Here is a 21152-nt window from a genome sequence, read left to right on the forward strand (position 1 = left end):
AACGCGCCCGGGCGCCGAGAACGGATCGACCCTTTCGCCACAAACAGCAGCAGGACAGCCGGTGCAGCCACAAAAGAAAACCAGTTTTCAGGATATCCGAGACGAGGTGCTGCGCCGCATTCAGGACCGGGTTTGGGATCAGGGTGCTCTACTCCCCACTGAACAGGAGTTGTCCGAGGAATTCGGCTGCGCCCGCGCCACAGTGAACCGCGCGCTGCGCGAACTGGCCGAACGTGGCATCATCGACCGCAAGCGCAAGAGCGGCACGCGCGTTGCCATCGCGCCGGTGAAGCAGGCGCGGCTGGAAATCACCGTGACCCGCCAGCAGGTCGAAGACATGAATGCGGTGTATCGCTACCGGCTGGTCAGCCGTGCCGCCGTGCCTGCGCCGGGGTGGCTGTCCTCGCAGATGGGGCTGACGGCCGGGGCAGAGGTCCTGCATCTGCAATGCATGCATTACGCCGACAACAGCCCCTTTCAGTTCGAGGACCGCTGGATCAATATCGACGCGGTGCCGGATGTCGCGGAGGCTGATTTTTCGCAGACCGGGCCGAATGAATGGCTGCTTTCACGGGTCCCCTTTTCCAATGCTGAAATCACCCTGTCCTCGGTGGCGGCGGATGCGGCGCTGGCCGGGTTCCTTGGCACGCAAGAGGGCACGCCGCTGTTCCTCATGGAACGGGCAACCTGGTTTCAGGAGCAGCCGGTGACCTTTGTCCGGATGCATTTTCACCCGGGCTACCGGATGCGCACCCAGTACTGATCCCGCACCTGAACCTTAGCCAGCCTTCAGCAGTAGCTGGCTTTCGTATCCTTTCAGCGCCGGACGGGCAGAAGGGCCGTAGGCGGACCAGTCGCCGCCGATGAGGTTCAGGATCTCGGCCCGCGTTTCGCCATCAAAACTGGCAGCGGTTTCAAGGCCGGGATGATAGCTTTCGCTCTCCAACCCGTTGCCCCGGATGATCTCATGCCGGTCAAACAGCAGGTGCACATAGGTCACCGGGCCGCCATCACGGCGCATGCGGATGCTGTCGCCGTTGACCAGATCCTTGGCCTTGACCAGAACCTGCGGCGCACCAAACAACAGCTCTGCCCGATCCGAGGACACCAGAACCCGGTGGCAGGGCGACAGCTCTAGCGCAGCGTGATCGCCCAGCGCGCCTGCGGCCAGGACAACCGGCGCATCGGCGCTCTCTGCCCGGCGGTGGCTGCGGCCGATCCAGCGCAGCGGCTGCAATCCATTGTCGCGGGTATGAACCAGAGTACCCGGCTCCAGCTTCTCCACCGGCTGCGGCCCCGCGGCGGTATCAATCAGCGTTCCGGCCACGAAACAGGGGACTGTGGTCATTTTCACCAGACCGGTATCAGTATTCCCCAGCCCATCGGCAACCGTATAGGTAAAAGTCGCGGTCTCGGGATCGTCGACATCATCCTGTGCGGCAATGTCAAAGGTGCCATCGTCATTCAGGGTGATGCGCTGGCCGCCCGACAGGGTGACGGTGCTGCCCGCCACCACCGGCTGGCCGTTGATATGGGTGATGGTCAGCGTCGTGCCGGGCGTGTGGCTGTCATTGGCCAGCACATCCAGCGTGTCCGAACTGCCCTCATCCAGCGTGATTGCGTCATCCCCTGCCACCAGCGCGGTCTGGATAGAGTCCCCAGCGATCAGCAGATTGGAATCGTATTTATCATCACCCGCATCCGCGATGCCGATCTTGATCGAGTTCACCTGCCCCGGCTTGACCGGCGCGGTCAGCGTCAACGTGATGGTGAAGCCATCCATTTCGGTATTGTAGGTGTCGTCATGCTGGTTGTTGTCGACATAAAGATCCTGGTTCGACCCATCGTTGATATTGTCGATGGAAATGTCACCGCTGCCAATCGTCAGCTCGGCCTGCTCGCCGTTGACCCAGACCCCGACCGCGTCGTTGAACCCCTTGTTGACGTACTCCAAATACTCTTCCGAGGAGAACACGAACTGCATGGTCAGCGTCGAGCCCGCCGGAATAAAATTCGCCTCGAACACCGCCGCATCATAGGTCTGCATACCCGCCAGATCGGTCAGGTCGGAATCGCCCGCTTCTCCGTGGCGCGTCGTGGTCCGCGAGCTGGTGTTCACGTCACCGCTGCTGTTGGTCACATCCGTCACATTGCCAGTCGACAGGATCACGCCGGTGTCCGAGGGGGTGACCTCAGAGGCAACCGTGTCGCCATCCGAATAGATGCCTGAGGCGTCTTTGGCGCCTGTGTAGCTGGCATTGAGAACGGTAATTCCGCTGCCGAACATCGCATCCGCCATCTGCGCCGCAGAGGCTGAGGTATCGACGGGCAACTCGGATGCAATGGGCATAAGATCGGTCCTGAAAAAGCATGAGCAAAACAGAAAATCGGCCCGGCGCGTGAGAACCGGCCCCGCCTCCCTTAGCAGACCCGGAGTTGAGGATCGGTAAACCAGCGCAAATGACAACCGCGCAGACCACTTCTGCAGGCTCTAAGACGATTGACCGCGCAGCGCGCCCCGCGTATGGCCTGCGCCATGGAAAAGAAGAAACCCTCCCGCCAGCAGGTCTATACGCTGCTGGTTCAGATTGGCCGCAAAGAAGGCGACGGGCTGCCCGATGGCGCCTCGGGCGCTGCGCTGATGGTCTATGCCTCCGGCGTGGATGAAGCCGAAGCCGTGCGTGAAACGGTGGCGATCCTGAAACAGGCCGACACCGCGCCACTGGATGTGACCGGATATGGCACCCTAGCCGAGCGCGAAGCCGAAGGGCACGAGATCGGTGAGGAAGAGCGCGAGTTGATGGACCGCGCACTGGCAGAGAACGCCGTTATCGTCGCTCAGATGACACCGTTCTTTGACGGGGAAGAACCCACCATCCACTGAACGCGTACCCGGGGGTCCAGATCACCTCGATCCGCCGAACCAGCGTTTATAAAGCTGATCATAAGTGCCGTCTTCTTGCAGCGCCAAGAGCGCGCGGTTGGCTTCTTCCGTGTGCTCTGAGCCCTGCGGGAACAGAAGACCGTAGTTCTCCCGCAGGAAAGCAGACCCGATGGTGCGCCCGTGGGCCTCGCCTTCGTGTGTGACGTAGTAATTCAGCACCGGCGCGTCAAAGACCACCGCGTCGATCTTGCGCCCCTCGAAGGCTTCGATCAGCTCTTCCAGCCCCGGGTAGCCATAGAAATCGATATCCCGCCGCTGCAGGAAACCCGACGCCGTCGAACCCTCGATGGTGCCGACCCGCTGCCCATAAAGGTCATTGACCGAATTCACCTTGCCGGTGATCGCCTCGACCGTCATCGCCGTGGTGATCTTGGCGACAAAGACCGACACCACGAACAGCGATGAAATCACCAGCAGCACCCCGAACAGGCGACCGATAGGAGTGCGAGGCACCCGCTCTTCAAAACCGCCATTCACCACCAGATTCAGCGCCCACCAGAAGGACGGAAACCAGGCCTCTTTCAGCGGTCGGTCGAAATAGGGCTGGGCGCGGCGTTCGAATGTCCACATCAGCATACCACCCCCGAACAGCAGCAGGAACGCCAGACCGATGGCAATCGCCAGATCCCAGGACAGCATGGCCCGCCACAGCGACGGTGCCCGCACGTCCTCGGCATGCACCATGATCTGCAGCCCGCTTTCGAACACTGGCTGGCTGAAATCCATTTCGGTTTCGCGCGCCGCCGTGATCGAGATATTGGCCGCCGCCATATCCACCGTGCCGTTGCGCACGCCCTCCAGCATCTCGGCAAAGGTCTCGGTCCGGTTGATCTCGTAGTTCCAGCCAAGGCGATCAGCCATCGCCTCCACCAGGTCGATCGAGAATCCGGTATCGACCCCATTTTCCACCATTGAAAACGGCGGCCGCGTCACGGTGTTGACCGTCAGCATCTGGGCCAGGCTAACCTGTCCCCAGAGGGCAAACATCATCAATGGAAGAAGACGGAAGAAAGACACGTCGAAATCACGACCCTGGATTAAGGAAATCAGAAATGTCTTAGGCCGTATAATAGCATCGCGCAAGCGTGATGCCGCGCGCTCCCCTCGGGTCATGCTCTGCCCTGCCCAATGGCGCGGCACAGGAGGCAGACTTCCTGCTCAGCCGATCTGCATAGCCGACAGCAAACGCCCCTCAGCCCCGGACAGGGCCCGCCGGGCCGCAGGTCCATAGCCGGTGCCGGTTTCCGGGTCCAACTCGGGGAACAGGGCGCAGATTTCATCCAGCACCCTCCGTTCGAACAGGTTCGGGGTTTCCGGACCGGGCAGGAAGCTTTCGCTGGGCAGGTCCTCAGAATAGATCACCTGATGGCGGTCGAACATCAGGTGGACATACTCCACCTCGCGGCAGGGAGAGGGCCGGACCGTTCTGTCATTGATCAGATCCCGCGCCGCCACCAGAACCTCGGGTTCGCCAAACAGCAGTTCCGCCGCAGCGCCGCGCACCAGCACCCGGTGCTGCGGAGAGACGGACAATGTCCGGTGCGCGCCAAAGCTGCCCGCAGCAATCCGTACCGGTGCCAATTCCCCGGTCCCGGCAACCCGGCGCGATCCGGTCCAGCGCACCGGTTGCGGCCCGTCATCGCGGGTCATGACCAGATCCCCGGGCATCAGGCTCTCCACCGGCACTTCGCCGCGCGGGGTGCGGATCAGCGTCCCTGCCACAAAGCAGGGGATCGAAGTCGCATTCACCACCCCGGTATCTGAATTGGTCCCGTTGCTGACGGTATAGGTGAAGGTGAAATCCTCCACGTCGCCATCCCCGACCAAGGTCAGCGTGCCATCACCGTTCAGCTCGACCGTCTGTCCAGTGCTCAGCGTCACCAGCGATCCTGCTGTGACCGCGACACCATTCAGATGGGTAATCGTCAGCGTGCTGCCCGACACATTTGTATCGTTGGCCAGCACATCGATCGTCTTGCTGCCGTCGGCCTGCACGTGCGCCAGATCCGTCTGCGCCACCAGATCTGTCTGGATCGAATCCCCAGCGATCAGAAGGTTACTGTCGTATTTGTTGTCGCCCACATCGGCGATACCGATGCGCAGGGTGTTCACCTCATCCGGGTTGACCACCATCGTCAGCGTCATGGTGAGCGTCAGCCCGTCCATTTCGGTGTTATAGGCATCGCCGGTATTGTCGAGATAGAGGTTCTGATTGTTGGTAGAACTGACAGTGTCCGGGTTGGCGGTGTCGCTACCCACCTCCAACTGTACCTGTTCGCCATTGATCCAGACCGAGACCGAGTCTTGATAGATCGAATCCTGGTATTCCGGAAATTCCTCGGACGAAAAGATGAACTGCATCGTCATCACTTCGCCATCTGGAATGAAACTCACATCCAGATAGGAGGCATCATAGGTCCGCGCGCCAGCAGCCGCATTAAAGTCGGCGTTGTCGTTCTCACCGCTGGTATTGGTGGACTGGTTGGCCCGCTGGTTCGCCTCGCCGCTGGAATTGGTGTAGTCATCCGCGCGGCCCGTCGACAGGATCACCCCCGTATCACCCGGCGTTGCACCGGGGGCTATTGTATCGCCGCCCGAGTAGATTGCAGAGGAACGACTGTCGCCGGAATAGCTCGCGCTGACCACCGTGACGCCGGTGCCAAAGATCTCTTCCGCCATCTGATCGGCAGACGCCGCCAGATTGTAGTTCAGTTCAGACGCTGCCACCATTGCCCTGCCCTCACTCACAACGATGAGACAGACCATCCGGCGCATTGAAACGCCTTTTCGGCGCCATGCGGGGTAAAGACCCTTCCGGGTCCTGTTTTCCGGGATGCAGTGGCCACATGGACCTGTACTGCGCGTTGGTGACCTGCCTCAGGTCTTCTTGGTTAATGGATTATTAACACGATTCTTTTTGCCTGTCCCCGCCTCTGAAGGGGGTACACAAAATGACCTTTTTTGCGCCACGTTTCGCCCCCTCTCCGCCCTTTCACAGTCCCATGACCTGCCCCCTTGGCGACCTTCTGGCGGTTTGCACCTTGCCGGGATCCACGCTAGGCCATGACAAACCGGAATTTCAGGAGCCCACCGCATGTCCCCGACCGATCCCGCCCGCCTGACCGCCGATCTGATCCGCTGCCCGTCGGTCACCCCTGAAGAGGGCGGCGCGCTGGAGCTGCTGGAACAGATCCTAAGCGCAGCAGGCTTTGACTGCGCCCGGACAGACCGCGGCGGGATCAGCAACCTGTTTGCCCGCTGGGGTGCAAAAGGCCACGCCCGCACCTTTGGCTTCAACGGTCACACCGATGTGGTGCCCGTGGGCGATGAAGCAGCCTGGACCGTCGATCCCTTTGGCGCCGAGGAAAAAGACGGCATCCTTTATGGCCGGGGCGCCACCGACATGAAATCGGGCGTTGCCGCCTTTGCCGCTGCTGCCATCGATTTTGTGCAGACCACCCCGCCCGACGGCGCCGTCATCCTGACCATCACCGGCGATGAAGAAGGCGATGCGCTGGACGGCACCACCGCGCTGCTGGACTATATGCAGGAACAGGGGGAGGCTATGTCGGTCTGCCTGGTGGGAGAGCCCACCTGCCCCAATACCATGGGCGAGATGATCAAGATCGGGCGCCGCGGATCGCTGTCGGCATGGTTCACCGTGACCGGCAAACAGGGCCATTCCGCCTATCCGCACCGGGCCAACAATCCGCTCAACGCCATGGCGCGGCTGATGGATCGTCTCGCCAGTCACGAGCTGGATCAGGGCACCGAGCATTTCGACGCCTCGACGCTCGCGGTTGTCACCATCGACACCGGCAACCCGGCGACCAACGTGATCCCGGCGCAAAGCCGCGCCACCGTGAACATCCGGTTCAACGATGCCCACAGCGGCGCCAGCCTGACGGAATGGCTGCGGGCAGAGGCCGACAAGGTCGAAGCCGAATTCGGCACCACCATCGACATGCAGGTCAAGATTTCCGGCGAAAGCTTCATAACGCCGCCGGGCGCGCTCTCCGATCTGGTCTCAACCGCAGTGGCGGAGGAAACCGGTGTCACGCCGGAGCTGTCCACCACAGGCGGCACCTCGGACGCGCGCTTTGTCAAATCGCACTGCCCGGTGGTGGAGTTCGGCCTCGTGGGCAAGACCATGCATCAGGTGGATGAAAACGTTGAAATCGCGCAGATTCACCAGCTGAAAGCCATCTATTCCCGCATCCTGAAAGACTATTTCGCATGACGGCGCAGATTGCGGTCACCGGGGACCGCGAGGCCTGTTTTCGCCTGCGGTTCGACGTTTTCGTCACGGAACAGGGCGTACCTGTCGAGGAAGAGATCGACGCGCTGGATGATGTGGCAACCCATCTTCTGGCCACGCAGGATGGACAGCCCATCGGCACCGCCCGCATCGTCTTTGCCGGTGACACCGCCAAGATCGGGCGGGTTTGCGTCACACAGGCTGGCCGGGGAACCGGTCTGGGCAAGGCGCTGATCGAAAAGGCGGTGGAGATCGCCCGCCAGACACCCGGTATGTCCCGCGCCAAGCTGGGCGCCCAGCTGCACGCCCTCGGCTTTTATGAAAAGCTGGGCTTCACAGCCACCGGCCCCGTCTATGATGACGCCGGGATCGACCACCGTGATATGGTTCTGGACCTGAACTAAGATGAAACGCCAAACCCTTGTCATCATGATCAAGGAACCGCGCCCGGGCAGGGTCAAAACGCGGCTGGGACAGGGGATCGGCGTGATCCCCGCCACCTGGTGGTTCCGGCATCAATCGGCCCGGTTGATCCGATCCTTGCGCGATCCACGTTGGCAGATCGTTCTGGCGGTGGCCCCGGACCGGGCCGTCACCTCCCGCGTCTGGCCCGCTGATCTGCCGCGTCTGGCGCAGGGCGGCGGCGATCTGGGACAGCGCATGAAGCGGATGCTCATGGCGGCGTCCTCTGTCCCGGTCGATAGGCTGGGCCGCGCCCCGGTGCACGGTCCTGTCTGCCTGATCGGCGCCGACATTCCCGGCATCACCCGCGCCCATATCGCCCGTGCCTTTGCCGCGCTGGGGCACTCGGATGCGGTGTTCGGCCCAGCCACCGATGGCGGCTACTGGCTGGTCGGAGCAAAACACCCGGCCCGCCTGCCGCAAACCCTGTTTCAGAACGTGCGCTGGTCCAGCGAGCACGCGCTGGCCGATTCTGTCGCGACGCTTCCGGGATGGCGCATTGCGCAGACAGACATCTTGAACGACGTGGACACGGCAGCAGATCTGCGCCAAAGCCGCAGCTGACCCGATCTTTTCATCATGACCTTGTCTTCGGGTCATGATACGCGGGAGATATGACCCGTATCCCCTCCAAGGCCGAAATCCTCGACTGGATTTCCGCCCACCCGACCCAGAACTCGAAACGCGACATTGCCAAGGCCTTTGGCATCAAGGGGGCTGACCGTATCGACCTCAAGCGCGTGTTGAAGGAACTGGAGGCCGAAGGGCACCTGGAGAAGCGCAGGAAAACCTACCGCGATCCAGAACAATTGCCGCCCGTGACCATCCTGACGGTCAAACGTCCGGACCGGGACGGCGATCTGTTTGGCCGCCCGATGGAATGGCACGGCGAAGGGGTGGAACCCATTATCCTGCTGATGCCGCGCGCCTCGGATCCCGCATTGGGGGAAGGCGACCGGATCCTGGCCCGGCTGACCGCCGTCAAAGGCGCGGATCACAATTACGAAGCCCGGCTGATCCGCCGTATCGGTACCAACCCCAAACGGGTGCTTGGCGTCTTTCGCACCGGCGCCGAAGGGGGCCGGATCGTCCCGATCGACAAATCCAGCTCGACCGAATGGAGCGTGGCGCCGGATGCAACGGGCGGCGCCAAGGATGGTGAGCTGGTCGAGGCCGAACAGGCCGGTCCCAAGACCCGTCTGGGCCTGCCCCGCGCGCGCGTCGTCGAACGTCTGGGCGATCCATCGGCGCCCAAGGCGGTATCGCTGATCGCGATCCACCAGCACGGCATTCCTGACCAATTCCCCGATCAGGTGATGGCCGAGGCGGACGCCGCCAAACCCATTGGCCTGAAAGGACGCGAAGACCTGCGCGACCTGCCGCTGATCACCATCGACCCGGTGGATGCGCGCGACCGCGACGATGCCTGTTTCGCCGAAGCCGACACCGATCCCAAGAACCCCGGCGGCCATGTGATCTGGGTCGCGATTGCCGATGTGGCCGCCTATGTACGGCCCGGCTCCGCATTGGACCGCGAGGCGCGCAAACGGGGCAACTCCAGCTATTTCCCCGACCGCGTGGTGCCGATGCTGCCGGACCGGCTGTCAGGCGATCTGTGCTCGCTGCATGAAAACGTGCCGCGCGCCTCTGTGGTGGTGCGGATGCAGGTCGACGCCGAGGGTAACAAGATCGGCCATCGTTTCATGCGGGCGCTGATCAACTCCAGCGCCGCGCTTAGCTATCAAGAAGTGCAGGACGCCATGGACGGGCGCCCCAGCGAGAAGACCGAGCCCCTGCTTGAGGACGTGATCAAGCCGCTTTACGCCGCCTATCGCGCCCTGACCAAGGCCCGCGCCGCGCGCCAGCCGCTGGATCTGGACCTGCCGGAACGGCGCATCGTGCTGGATGACGACGGGCAGGTCGCCTCGGTCAATTTCCGTGACCGGCTGGAGGCGCACCGGCTGATCGAGGAATTTATGGTGCTTGCCAATGTTGCCGCCGCCGAAACCCTGATCAAGAAACGCACCCCGCTGGTGTTCCGCGTGCACGAGGAACCGGCACCGGAGAAACTGGAGGCGCTGCGCGAAACAGCGCAGGCGGCAGGTCTGAACCTCGCCAAGGGACAGGTGCTGCAGACCCGGCATCTGAATGCGCTGCTGAATGCCGCTGCGGGCACGGACGATGCAGAGCTGATCAATATCTCGACCCTGCGGTCGATGCAGCAGGCCTATTACAACCCTGAAAACTTTGGCCATTTCGGGCTGGCCCTTCGCAACTATGCGCATTTCACATCCCCCATCCGGCGCTATGCGGATCTGATCGTGCACCGGGCGCTGATTACCGCCCATGGCTGGGGGCCGGACAATGGCAAGGATGGCCTCACCCCCGATGAAATCGAGCGGCTGGACGACACCGCCACTCATATTTCCGAGACCGAGCGCCGCTCGATGATCGCGGAACGTGACACCACAGACCGCTATCTGGCGGCCTACCTGTCGGAACGGGTCGGCAATGAATTTACCGGCCGGATCAGCGGCATTGCCCGGTTCGGCGCCTTCGTGAAACTGGATGAAACCCATGCCGACGGGCTGGTACCCGTGCGCACCATCGGACGCGAGTTCTTCCATTTCGACGCTGATGCCGGAACCCTGATGGGGGCCGATACCGGTCTCACGCTTGCCATCGGTCAGCGCGTCACCGTCAGGCTGACACAGGCCGCGCCGGTCACCGGTGGGCTGGAGCTGGAGCTGCTGTCGATTGAGGATCAGGCCCTGCCCAAAGGTGGCAGTGGGCGCGGACGACGCAGCCCGGCGGGCCGCACCGTCAAACGCAAGGCGGCAAAATCCAAACACAAGGCCGCCAAGACCAAGCGCAAGGTCGAACGCAAACGCCGCAAGTAAAACAGCCAATAGATCCGGCCTGCTACGCCGGTTCGGCGGCGCCTTGCGCGCCTGCCGATTGAACCCTTTTGCGATGGACCGGCAATGATTACATTCAAGCTGAGCAGACACTGAACCAAGGTAGTATTCCCATGCGGATCTGGATGAAGGCGGCAGCCCTTGCCGCGACCGGCGCAGTTGCAGCACAGGCCGGACCCGACGAATCCCTACGCCCCCCTGAGCGCCCGGTCGAACGGGGCGCCCCGGCGGCTGATGGCTCTTACCAGCTGGCGGCGGCGATCTCGTTGCGCCCCTTGAGCCGCCCCAGCGGGCTGGCACCAGACATCGTTCAGGACGATCAGGTGGTGCCGGTCGCCGCCAACAGTGGCTTTCAGGCGTGGATCAACGGATTCCGGCGCCGTGCCATGGCACAGGGGATCTCCTCTTCGACCCTGAACCGCGCCTTTCGCGGGGTGGAGTATGACAACGACGTCATTCGCCGCGACCGTAACCAGTCCGAGTTCACCAAGACGATCTGGGAATACCTAGACAGCGCCGTCTCGGACTCCCGGGTCAAGAACGGCAAAAAGGCCCTGCGTGAACAGCGGCGGCGGCTGAACCGGATCGAAGCCACCTATGGCGTCGACAAGGAGGTCGTGGTCGCCGTCTGGGGCATGGAAAGCAACTATGGCAACCACCGCGGCAATATGAACGTCATTCAATCGCTGGCGACGCTGGCCTATGACGGACGCCGCGGGCGGTTCTTTGAAAAGCAGCTGATCGCGGCGCTGAAGATCCTGCAATCGGGCGACGTCGCCCCGCGCAAGATGACCGGCAGCTGGGCCGGGGCCATGGGGCACACCCAGTTCATTCCGACCTCTTATCTGGCCTATGCTGTGGATTTCACTGGCGACGGCAAACGCGACATCTGGTCGGAAGACCCCTCTGATGCGCTGGCCTCGACCGCCGCTTATCTGAAGCGGTTCGGCTGGGTCAAAGGCCAGCCCTGGGGCGTCGAAGTGCAGCTACCGCGGGGGTTCAACTATGGTCTGGCCAGCCGGTCGGTGAAGAAATCCCCCGCGGAATGGGCCCGGCTGGGTGTCGTTGGAACCAACGGGCGCGCCGTTCCCAACCATGGCACGGCCTCGATCCTGCTGCCCGCCGGCGGGAATGGCGCCGCCTTCATGATCTTCAAGAATTTCTCGGTCATCGAGCGCTATAACGCTGCCGATGCCTATGTGATTGGGGTGGGGCACCTGTCCGACCGCATCGCAGGCGGACCGGCGATCCAGGCGAAATGGCCGCGCGGCGACCGCTCCTTGAATTTCCGGGAACGCAAGGAGCTGCAGCAGCGCCTGTCGCGGGCCGGTTTCAACACTGGTGGCGTCGATGGGAAGATTGGCCCCAAGACGCTGGCCGCGATCCGCAGCTATCAGGCCTCCAAAGGTCTGATCCCGGATGGTTATGCCTCGCTCAAACTGCTGCGCCGCCTGCGCTGAGCCACACCTCACGACGAGCAAAAGAAAAGGCCCCGCATCCTCTGCGGGGCCTTCTTTATATCAGCGTTCTGTGGTGTATCAGCCTGGGCTCATGCCGCGCAGACGCTCGGAGCGGCGACGCAGCAGTTCCAGCACCGTCAGCAGGCAGATCGAAATCCCCACAAGGATGGTCGCAACCGCCAGAATGGTGGGCGAGATCTGTTCGCGCAGGCCTGTGAACATCTGCCACGGCAGCGTCTTCTGACCGGCCGAGCCGACAAAGAGCACCACGACGACCTCGTCAAAGGAGGTGATGAAGGCAAAGAGACCACCGGAGATCACACCAGGCAGGATCAGCGGCATCTGAACCCGGAAGAAGGTGGTCACCGGATCGGCGCCCATGTTCGCCGCAGCGCGGGTCAGCGAACGGTCAAAGCCGACCAGTGTCGCGGTCACGGTGATGATCACGAAGGGAATGCCAAGCGCCGCGTGGGCCAGAACCACGCCGAAGTAGGTGCCCTGCATCCCGATGCGGCTATAGAAGAAATACATGCCCGCAGCCGAAATGATCAGCGGCACGATCATCGGAGAGATCAGGATCGCCATGATCGCACGGCGGAAGGGCACGTGCGGCTGGCTCAGACCAATCGCCGCCAGGGTGCCGAAGCTGACCGACAGGATCGTCGCCATCGGCGCGATCTTGATCGAGTTCCACAGCGCCTGCTGCCAGTCGTCATTGCTGAAGAAGTCCTTGTAGTGCTTCAGCGAATAACCAGCCGGATCAAAGCGCAGCATTTCCGGGGTGAAGGTGAAGAAGTTCTCGGCATTGAAGCTGAGCGGCATCACCACCAGGATCGGCGTGATCAGGAAGACGAAGATAACGCCGCAGATCACCCGGAAACTGTAATGCCACAGCACCTGACCGGGGGTCAGATAGGGCGGCAGATGCGCCCGGTAGCGCGAGGTCGCCAGCCAGAAGACGAACCAGCCCGCGAACCAGCCGAACAAGCCGCCCACCACCGCGGCGGGCAGCCCGCCGAACAGGTAGCCCAGCACCAGGAACAGCGCAAAGGTCGCCCAGCGCAGCGGTTTTTCCTTGTCGGTCATACCGGCAAAGACAAATCCAAGTACGCCCAGGATGGCGCCGCCGACGAGGATCCCGATCAAGCCGGTGGCCTGAGCGGTGCCCACGAAGAGACCAAAGAAGGCTCCGGCGCCGGCTGCCACGGCAGCGGTGAAACCGGGTGTTTGATTTGTAACAGGAGTCAAGGCCATGTCGATTATCCCAGTTTCACGTTGTCGATGCCGACGATCTTGTCGTAGGCCCAGTAGAGCACCAGAACGACGACCAGAAGGATCGCGCCAAGTGCAGCCGCGAGGCCCCAGTTCAGCGAAGACGAGATGTGATAGGCGATCCGGTTCGAGATGAAGACACCCTTGGTGCCGCCGACGATTTCCGGGGTGATGTAGTAGCCGATGGCCAGAATGAAGACGAGGATCGACCCTGCGCCGATACCGGGCACCGACTGCGGGAAATAAACCCGCCAGAAGGCCGTCCAGTTCGTCGCGCCCAGGGACTTGGCCGCGCGCAGGTAGGATGGGTTGATCGTCTGCATCACCGAATACATCGGCAGGATCATGAAGGGCAGCAGGATGTGGGTCATCGCCACGATGGTACCGAACTGGTTGTTGATCATCACCAGCCGGGCGTCATCCGCCACAAGCCCCAGCCAGACCAGCACGTCGTTGATGACGCCCTGTTGCTGCAGCATCACCTTCCACGCCGATGTCCGCACCAGAAGCGAGGTCCAGAAAGGCAGCAGCACCAGGATCATCAGCAGGTTGGCCGAGCGTGTCGGCAGGTTCGCAAGGATCCAGGCCACCGGGTACCCTAGCAGAATACAGGAACCCGTGATCACCAAAGACATGAACATCGTACGCTTGAGCAGCGTGATATAGATCTGCTGGTTCTCGGGACGCGCTTCGGCGCCATCCGGGCCTTTCTGCATGTCGATGGAGTTCAGGAAATAACCGCTGGTATATTTCGGGCTGTAGGTCTGGATCGTGCGCCAGTTGTCGACGTCGCCCCAGTCTTCGTCGATGTCGAGGAAGGCTGCCTTGAAGGAAATCGGCTCCAGATCGGCCAGTGCTGCGCCCGCGGCCTGAAGTTCAGCCGCGCCGGGGCCGCTATAGCTGGCCAGTTTTTCTGCGCCACCGGGGGCCTGCACTTCGGTGGCAAAGGCCACGAAAACGCTTTCCCAGGGATCTTCTTCGGCCACGACATCCTGATCGATGATCGCCGTGAACAGCGCGAAATCGGTATAGGCGGTCGCCATGCGCGGGAAGAGTTCGGAAATCTCGGCGCCGGGCACAAAGCCGATATCGGCCGGGAATACCTCATCCGTGAGATTGCGCATCTTTTCGCGCTGTGCGGTCAGCAGATCGGAATTGCCCGCCGCGCCACTGCCGCCGGTCATGATTTCGAACCAGAGCGCCTCATCCTTGAGGGCGCGATCGGCAGCGCGTTCGATGGCTTTGACGTGGTCCTTGCCGATGTCATCAACCTTGCGGCCGCTGCTGCGGAACAGGGAGGAAATACCGGTCTGTTCATAGTTCAGGCGGGTGCCGAGCTTGGTATGCTCCTTGGCCTCTGCCGCCACAAATAGATCGTAATATAGCTCTTCATATACCGCGTCGCCGGGGGCTTCACCGCTTTTGGCGTCCCAGTCGGCAAGGGTGACCACGGTCTTGGGAAGCGTGTCCGAAACGATCCGGTTCTCGACCGAGCGGAACAGCATGTCGCCGATCGGGAGAATGAAGGTCAGAAGGATGAAGAGCAGAAGCGGTGCGATCAGCATCAGCGCACGCATCTTTTGCATTCTCAGGGCGCGGGCCAGGCTGCGCTTCAATGGCGTGCCGTCAGCCGCCAGAACCGGGCCGGATTGGGTGGTGTCGCTCATATCTATCCCTGTGTTTTGCCCGCTGTGTCGCCCGCGGGTTTTGCTCTTCCGGTCGTTCAGATGCGACCTGATACGAAGAGTGGGTGCCAGAGAGCGCCGGGCGCTCTCTGGCTAGATCATCAGACCGGCTTACTTGGCCAGCCACGCCTGGAATTTGGCGTCGATGTCGTCGCGGTAGTCAGCCCAGAACTCGTAGTTGTAGAGGAACGTGTTCTTAGCGTTTGCGGGATCGGTCGGCATGTGCGGCGCCATGTCGATGCCCAGTTCGGCGTGCTTGCCAACCAGTGGAGCGGAGGACGCACGGGCCGGACCGTAGGAGATGTACTTGGCCTGATCCGCCAGACGCTGGGTGTCGGTTGCGAACATGATGTAGTCCAGCGCGCGGGCTTTACGCTCGTCGGACAGACCTGCCGGAATGATCCAGCCGTCCAGGTCGAACACCTGCGCGTCCCACATCATGGCGACGGGCTGCTTCTGCTCTTCGATGACCGAGAACAGACGACCGTTGTAGGTGGAGCCCATCACGACTTCGCCGTCAGCCAGCAGCTGCGGAGTGTCGGCGCCAGCGGACCACCAGATCACGCTGTCCTTGATGGTGTCGAGCTTGGCCAGGGCCTGCTCTTGACCTTCTTCGGTCTCCAGCACGTCATAGACTTCGTCTTTTGCAACGCCGTCGCAGAGCAGAGCCCATTCCATGTTGTTGATCGGACGCTTCTCCAGCGCGCGCTTGCCCGGGTAGGCTTCCAGGTCGAACACGTCGCAGATGTCATCCGGAGGCGTGTCGCCAACCATGTCGGTGCGGTAGCCGAAGGTGGTCGAGTAAACGATCTGCGGGATGAAGCAGTCAGAGACCAGCAGTTCGCCGAAGTCTTCGGAGGCCGGGGTGCCATCGGGTGCGGCAGCCAGCTGCTCGTCCGCGTCGATTTCCATCGCCAGACCTTCGTCGCACAGACGCATCGCGTCAGCAGCAACCACGTCAACCACGTCCCAGGTCACGTTGCCCGCTTCGTTCATCGCGCGCAGCTTCGCAACCGCTTCGGCCGAGCTTTCGTCGTTGATGATCTTGACGCCGGTCTTTTCAGCATAGGGCTCGTGATAGGCCTTCAGCTGGGAGTTCGAATATGCGCCACCCCAGGACACGATGGTCATCTCGTCTGCCATTTCTGCGAACGCCATCGGCGCGCAGAGCGCCGTCGTGGCGGCAAGGGCTGTCAGTTTGGTGAGTTTCATAAACACTCTCTCCTTGTTGATCTTGAATTTAACTGTGATCCCCCGGTCACTTGGCCGCCGGGGGTTTCAAAGCGCGCGCCGTCGTCAGGCGTCCAGCGCGCGGCAGTCTTCGGGCAGCCAGCCGATTTCAATCTGCTGGCCCGGCTTCAGGCGAACCTGGTCCGGTGCGTTCCGTGTCTTGATAATGAATTCGTCATTTCCCGCCACCCGCAGACGGGTACGGAAGATGTCACCCATGTAGATGAATTCCAGCACTTCGGCCTTCAGGGTGTGGGCGCCTTCCTGCAGGCGTTCCTTGTTGTATTCGACCCGTTCGGGGCGGATGGAAACGCGGGTGCGCTCGCCAGGCTGGGACACGTTGATCGGCTTGCAGTCGATCAATTCGCCACCATCCAGCTGCACCAGAGCAAGACCGTTGTTGATCTCTTTCACGGTGCCTTCAAGGGTGTTGTTCTCACCAATGAACTGCGCGACGAAGCTGTTTTCCGGCTCTTCATAAAGCTGATCCGGCGGCGCCAGCTGCTGAATACGGCCATCGTCGAACACAGCAACGCGGTCTGACATGGTCAGCGCCTCGGTCTGGTCGTGGGTCACATAGACCACGGTAATGCCCAGACGGTGGGCCAGGTCGGTGATTTCGAACTGCATCTTTTCGCGCAGCTGTTTGTCCAACGCGCCCAGCGGTTCGTCCATCAGAACCAGTTCGGGTTCGAACACGAGCGCGCGTGCCAGAGCGACCCGCTGCTGCTGACCACCCGAAAGCTGCGCAGGGCGGCGGCCGCCAAAGGCGCCCATTTCCACCATGTCCAGCGCACGCTTGACCTTCTCTTCACGCTCGGACTTGCCCATCTTGCGGACTTCCAGCGGAAAGCTGAGGTTCTCGGCGATGGTCATATGCGGGAACAGCGCATAGTTCTGGAACACCATGCCGATGCCACGCTTGTGCGGCGGAATGTTGTTGATCGAAACACCGCCCAGACGGATATCCCCGTGGGTGGCGGTTTCAAATCCGGCAAGCATCATAAGGCAAGTTGTCTTGCCAGAGCCAGACGGCCCAAGCATTGTCAGAAACTCACCTTTAGGCATCACCAGGTTAAGGTCTTTGACGACGAGCGTTTCGCCATCATAACTCTTTTGGACACGTTCGAATTCAACGAACGCATCACTGTTTGACGCATCAGCCAAAACAGGCTCCCCGTGTTAATTTGGCAGTTTGGTCTGCACTCGTTGCACTGATGTAAACATACCCACCATGGTGGATGCAACCGGATCGTCCTTTCAGTGCTTGAAACTAGCTTAGGGACTAGCTTTCAGCGGATCGGACCGATTGCGACCGCAAAAGCAGAATTTGCGGCATATTTTAAATGATCATACAGGAGAATCCTCTGCCACGGGCTCCCGTTCACGAAAATGTGCAAGAAAAGGCCCTGCGCCGGGAAGATCCTTTGATTCCGGCGCAGGGCCTGTTTTTCAGGCAAATAATGCATGCCAAACACCGCTTTCCTGCCGAAATTCGGTGTTTGCGCTTAAGTTCAGGCGCTGTGCAGCAGGTCTTGCTCTTTCAGTGCGGCATAGCATTCGTCCAGCGACAGGCGAGCTCGTTCGATCAGGGTATCGATCTCGGCCGGGGTCATGACCAGCGGAGGAGAGATAATCATCCGGTCGCCCACATGGCGCATGATCAAATTATTGGCAAAGCACCGTTCGCGGCAGATATAGCCCACCGTTCCGGCAGGTGCAGCAAAGGCAGCCCGCGCTTCTTTGTTCGGTGTCAGTGCGATTGAGCCCATCATGCCAACGATCTTGGCCTCACCCACCAGCGGGTGATCAATCAGCGCCTCCCACTTCTCTTTCAGATAAGGCGCAGCCACATCCTGCACGTGACCGACGACATTTTCCTCTTCGAGAATGCGCAGGTTTTCCAGCGCCACCGCCGAGGACACCGGGTGCCCGGAATAGGTATAGCCGTGATTGAATTCGTCGCTCGCGATCACGGCGGCGACCTCATCCGACACCACCGAGCCACCGATCGGCGCGTAGCCCGAGCTCAGCCCCTTGGCGATGGTCATGATGTCCGGGCGGATGCCCATGGTCTGGCTGCCGAACCAGTTGCCGGTGCGGCCAAAGCCACAGATCACCTCATCCGCGATCAGCAGGATCTCGTATTTATCGCAGATGCGCTGAATTTCCGGCCAGTAGGTTTCCGGCGGCACAATAACGCCGCCCGCACCCTGAACTGGTTCGGCGATAAAGGCTGCAACGCGGTCTTCGCCCAGTTCCAGAATCGCCTGTTCCAGTTCCTGCGCGCGCTGCAGACCGAACTCTTCGGGGGAGGTGTCACCACCCTCGGCCCACCAATGCGGCTGGTTGATATGGTGGATATCCGGGATCGGCAGGCCGCCCTGTTCATGCATCGCCGACATCCCGCCCAGGCTGCCGCTGCCAACCGAAGAGCCGTGATAGGCGTTCTTGCGGCTGATGATGATGGATTTAGTCGGCTTGCCTTTCAGCGCCCAGTAGTGACGCACCATGCGGATGTTGGTGTCATTCGCCTCAGATCCCGACCCGGCAAAGAATACATGGTTCAGATCACCGGGCGCCAGTTCCGCAATCTTGTTGGCTAGGGCGATGACCGGCACATGCGAGGTCTGGAAGAAGGTATTGTAATAAGGCAGCTCGCGCATCTGACGGGCGGCGACATCGGCCAGCTCGTCACGGCCATAGCCGATGTTGACGCACCACAGGCCCGCCATCGCGTCGAGGATCTCGTTGCCTTCACTATCGGTCAGCGTGACGCCGCTCGCGCGGGTGATGATCCGGGCGCCTTTTTCCGCCAGTTCACCATTGGCGGTGAAGGGATGCATGTGGTGCGCGGCGTCCAGGGCCTGCAATTCGGCCGTCGGCATGTGGTTGGTGATCGCATTCATGGGAGTCGCTCCAAAAATAAGAGATTGGCCCCAGAATATGATCAAATTTCACGGTGTCAATCGAATCAGTTGTCCGGATCCAGCCCCATGCTGACCTGATCCATGCCCTGGCAAACGTCCCGTTCCATCGCCAAAGCAGCCATTTCGGGATCCCTGCGACGCAAGGCCTCAAGGATGTCCTTGTGACGGTCCGGAAAGCTCTGGGTGCCAAAGCGGCCACAGACCACTCGCAGGGACGGGCCAAAGCGCAGCCACAGGCGATCCGCAAGATCGGTCAGGATCGGAGCGGCGGCGCGACTGTATAATGCGGTGTGGAAACTGTAGTTCTGCGCCAGATACCCCGGCACATCGCCTGCGGAAATCGCCTGATCCAGCGCCGTGTCGATGCGCTCCAGCTCAGCGATATCGGCGTCCGAAACCTGTGTTGTTGCGAGCCTGACAAGCTCACACTCAATTGTTTTTCTTGCGAAAATAAGCTCTTTGACATCCGATGTCCGCAACAAGGGAACGGAAACACGCCGGTTACCCTGAAACACCAGCGCCCCATCCGAGATAAGTCGGCGGATCGCCTCGCGGACCGGTGTCATCCCAACCCCCAAAGCCGCAGTCAAACCCTGGATCGTTACCGCCTGCCCCGGCGCCAGTTCACCGAACAGGATCTGCGCGCGCAGCTTTTGATACACGGCCTCATGGGCCGGCGTTTTCGCCGCGCCGTCTTCTGCATTCTGGGCCGAAGATGTGATCTCTGTCACCTTGGGGTATCCTCCTAGTTTTTGGGCAGCTTGCACCAAGAACCACCCGGTGAAAACATAAACAGTATTGCCCCACGAGGCAAAACTTGATCAAATCCACCCCAGCCGGGCAATGAAACCGGCAGGCACAGGGAGATACTCATGACACTCAAGACGATGACACTGACCGCCGTCGTTGCCCTTAGCAGCACGGCCGCCATCGCGGAAGAGGTGCGCGTTTATAACTGGTCCGACTACATCGACGAAGCCCTTCTGGAAAAGTTCGAGGCAGAGACCGGGATCGATCTGATCTACGATGTATTCGACAGCAACGAACTTCTGGAAACCAAAATGCTGGCCGGCGGGTCGGGCTATGACGTGGTGGTGCCCAGCGGCACCTTCCTGCAGCGCCAGATCATGGCAGGCTCTTTCCAGAAACTGGACATGTCCAAGCTGCCCAACCACAAGAACATGTGGGATGTGGTCGAAAACCGCACCGAACAATACGACCCGGACAACGCCTATTCCATCAACTACATGTGGGGCACCACCGGCATCGGTGTGAACGTTGGCAAGGTCAAGGAACTGCTGGGCGACGATGCCCCGATCAACTCGCTTGAGCTGGTCTTCAACCCCGACAACATGGAAAAACTGGCCGAATGCGGCGTCCATTTCCTGGATGCCCCGGCAGAAATGATCCCCGCTGCGCTGAAATACATCGGCGAAGATCCCGACAGCCATGACCCGGACGTGATCGCCAAGGCCGAAGGCGTCTTCATGGCGGTGCGCCCCTATATCCAGAAATTCCATTCCTCCGAATACATCAACGCGCTGGCGAATGGTGACATCTGCGTGGCAGTGGGCTGGTCCGGTGACGTGCTGCAGGCCCGCGACCGCGCCGCCGAAGCCGACAATGGCGTCGAAATCGCCTATCACGCGGCCGTCGAAGGCGCCCAGATGTGGTTCGACCAGATGGCCATTCCGGTCGACGCCCCGAACCCGGATGCGGCGCATGTGTTCCTGAACTTCATCATGGACCCGCAGAACATGGCGGCGGCATCAAACTACGTCTACTACGCTAACGGCAACAAGGCATCGCAGGAATTCCTGGTTGAGGACGTGATCGGCGATCCGGCGATCTACCCGGATGAAGCCACCCTGGCCAACCTGTTCACCACTACGCCCTATGCCCCCAAGGTGCAGCGCGTCGTGACCCGTCTGTGGACCAAGATCAAGTCGGGCACCTGATCCGATATCGCCTGATCCGGCAGGGCGCACCCTGT

General features: G+C 61.2%; 17 protein-coding genes. 8 read left to right on the forward strand and 9 right to left on the reverse strand.

What is annotated here, in order from left to right; translation table 11 throughout:
• Nucleotides 1-61: 61 nt before the first annotated feature.
• Entirely contained in the window at nucleotides 62-763 is a 702-nt protein-coding gene (hutC, locus tag SM766_RS16800; protein WP_274829401.1) for a histidine utilization transcriptional repressor HutC, read from the forward strand.
• A 15-nt stretch (nucleotides 764-778) separates the two neighbouring features.
• Here hutC and SM766_RS16805 read toward each other — a convergent pair whose 3' ends face one another.
• Nucleotides 779-2350, reverse strand: a complete 1572-nt coding sequence (locus SM766_RS16805; protein WP_368948523.1) for a choice-of-anchor L domain-containing protein — start codon at nucleotides 2348-2350, stop codon at nucleotides 779-781.
• Between the two features lie 186 nt (nucleotides 2351-2536).
• Between SM766_RS16805 and SM766_RS16810 the strand changes: the two genes are divergently transcribed.
• The gene (locus SM766_RS16810) at nucleotides 2537-2884 is read left to right on the forward strand and encodes a DUF8846 family protein (RefSeq protein ID WP_065273666.1); all 348 of its coding nucleotides are present in this window, start codon (nucleotides 2537-2539) and stop codon (nucleotides 2882-2884) included.
• A gap of 21 nt (nucleotides 2885-2905) precedes the next feature.
• Here SM766_RS16810 and SM766_RS16815 read toward each other — a convergent pair whose 3' ends face one another.
• The gene (locus SM766_RS16815; protein ID WP_368948595.1) at nucleotides 2906-3934 is read right to left on the reverse strand and encodes a transporter substrate-binding domain-containing protein; all 1029 of its coding nucleotides are present in this window, start codon (nucleotides 3932-3934) and stop codon (nucleotides 2906-2908) included.
• Between the two features lie 168 nt (nucleotides 3935-4102).
• On the reverse strand, nucleotides 4103-5674 hold the full coding sequence (locus SM766_RS16820) for a Hint domain-containing protein (RefSeq protein ID WP_368948524.1): 1572 nt from the start codon (nucleotides 5672-5674) through the stop codon (nucleotides 4103-4105).
• A gap of 364 nt (nucleotides 5675-6038) precedes the next feature.
• On the opposite strand from SM766_RS16820, the gene dapE reads away from it, so the two are divergent.
• The 5 genes from dapE (at nucleotide 6039) to SM766_RS16845 (ending at nucleotide 12042) form a co-directional block, all read left to right on the forward strand.
• Complete coding sequence (dapE, locus tag SM766_RS16825; RefSeq protein ID WP_368948525.1) at nucleotides 6039-7184, forward strand: succinyl-diaminopimelate desuccinylase; 1146 nt, start codon at nucleotides 6039-6041, stop codon at nucleotides 7182-7184.
• Nucleotides 7181-7606, forward strand: a complete 426-nt coding sequence (locus tag SM766_RS16830) for a GNAT family N-acetyltransferase (RefSeq protein WP_368948526.1) — start codon at nucleotides 7181-7183, stop codon at nucleotides 7604-7606. Before dapE ends, SM766_RS16830 begins: the two co-directional genes overlap by 4 nt.
• Nucleotide 7607: 1 nt before the next feature.
• Complete coding sequence (locus SM766_RS16835; RefSeq protein WP_368948527.1) at nucleotides 7608-8228, forward strand: TIGR04282 family arsenosugar biosynthesis glycosyltransferase; 621 nt, start codon at nucleotides 7608-7610, stop codon at nucleotides 8226-8228.
• Between the two features lie 50 nt (nucleotides 8229-8278).
• Complete coding sequence (rnr, locus tag SM766_RS16840) at nucleotides 8279-10564, forward strand: ribonuclease R (RefSeq protein ID WP_368948528.1); 2286 nt, start codon at nucleotides 8279-8281, stop codon at nucleotides 10562-10564.
• A gap of 131 nt (nucleotides 10565-10695) precedes the next feature.
• On the forward strand, nucleotides 10696-12042 hold the full coding sequence (locus tag SM766_RS16845; protein ID WP_368948529.1) for a lytic murein transglycosylase: 1347 nt from the start codon (nucleotides 10696-10698) through the stop codon (nucleotides 12040-12042).
• Nucleotides 12043-12120: 78 nt separating this feature from the next.
• Here SM766_RS16845 and SM766_RS16850 read toward each other — a convergent pair whose 3' ends face one another.
• From SM766_RS16850 to SM766_RS16875, 6 genes are all read right to left on the reverse strand, one after another.
• The gene (locus SM766_RS16850) at nucleotides 12121-13296 is read right to left on the reverse strand and encodes an ABC transporter permease (protein WP_368948530.1); all 1176 of its coding nucleotides are present in this window, start codon (nucleotides 13294-13296) and stop codon (nucleotides 12121-12123) included.
• 5 nt (nucleotides 13297-13301) lie between these two features.
• Complete coding sequence (locus tag SM766_RS16855) at nucleotides 13302-14981, reverse strand: ABC transporter permease (RefSeq protein ID WP_274829393.1); 1680 nt, start codon at nucleotides 14979-14981, stop codon at nucleotides 13302-13304.
• A gap of 129 nt (nucleotides 14982-15110) precedes the next feature.
• Nucleotides 15111-16211: an extracellular solute-binding protein gene (locus tag SM766_RS16860; RefSeq protein WP_065272162.1), complete on the reverse strand. Its 1101-nt coding sequence runs from the start codon at nucleotides 16209-16211 to the stop codon at nucleotides 15111-15113.
• A gap of 84 nt (nucleotides 16212-16295) precedes the next feature.
• Complete coding sequence (locus SM766_RS16865) at nucleotides 16296-17396, reverse strand: ABC transporter ATP-binding protein (protein ID WP_274829392.1); 1101 nt, start codon at nucleotides 17394-17396, stop codon at nucleotides 16296-16298.
• A gap of 347 nt (nucleotides 17397-17743) precedes the next feature.
• Nucleotides 17744-19138 carry an aspartate aminotransferase family protein gene (locus SM766_RS16870; protein ID WP_274835466.1) on the reverse strand — a complete coding sequence of 465 codons (1395 nt, stop codon included), beginning with the start codon at nucleotides 19136-19138 and terminating at the stop codon, nucleotides 17744-17746.
• Between the two features lie 65 nt (nucleotides 19139-19203).
• Nucleotides 19204-19890, reverse strand: a complete 687-nt coding sequence (locus SM766_RS16875) for a GntR family transcriptional regulator (RefSeq protein WP_274829391.1) — start codon at nucleotides 19888-19890, stop codon at nucleotides 19204-19206.
• A 141-nt stretch (nucleotides 19891-20031) separates the two neighbouring features.
• On the opposite strand from SM766_RS16875, the gene SM766_RS16880 reads away from it, so the two are divergent.
• Nucleotides 20032-21117, forward strand: coding sequence for a polyamine ABC transporter substrate-binding protein (locus SM766_RS16880; RefSeq protein ID WP_065272159.1), 1086 nt, complete (start codon nucleotides 20032-20034; stop codon nucleotides 21115-21117).
• The last annotated feature ends 35 nt before the right edge of the window (nucleotides 21118-21152 follow it).

It is taken from the genome of Pseudophaeobacter sp. A-200-2 (genome assembly GCF_041008815.1).
GTDB lineage: Bacteria > Pseudomonadota > Alphaproteobacteria > Rhodobacterales > Rhodobacteraceae > Phycobacter > Phycobacter gallaeciensis_A.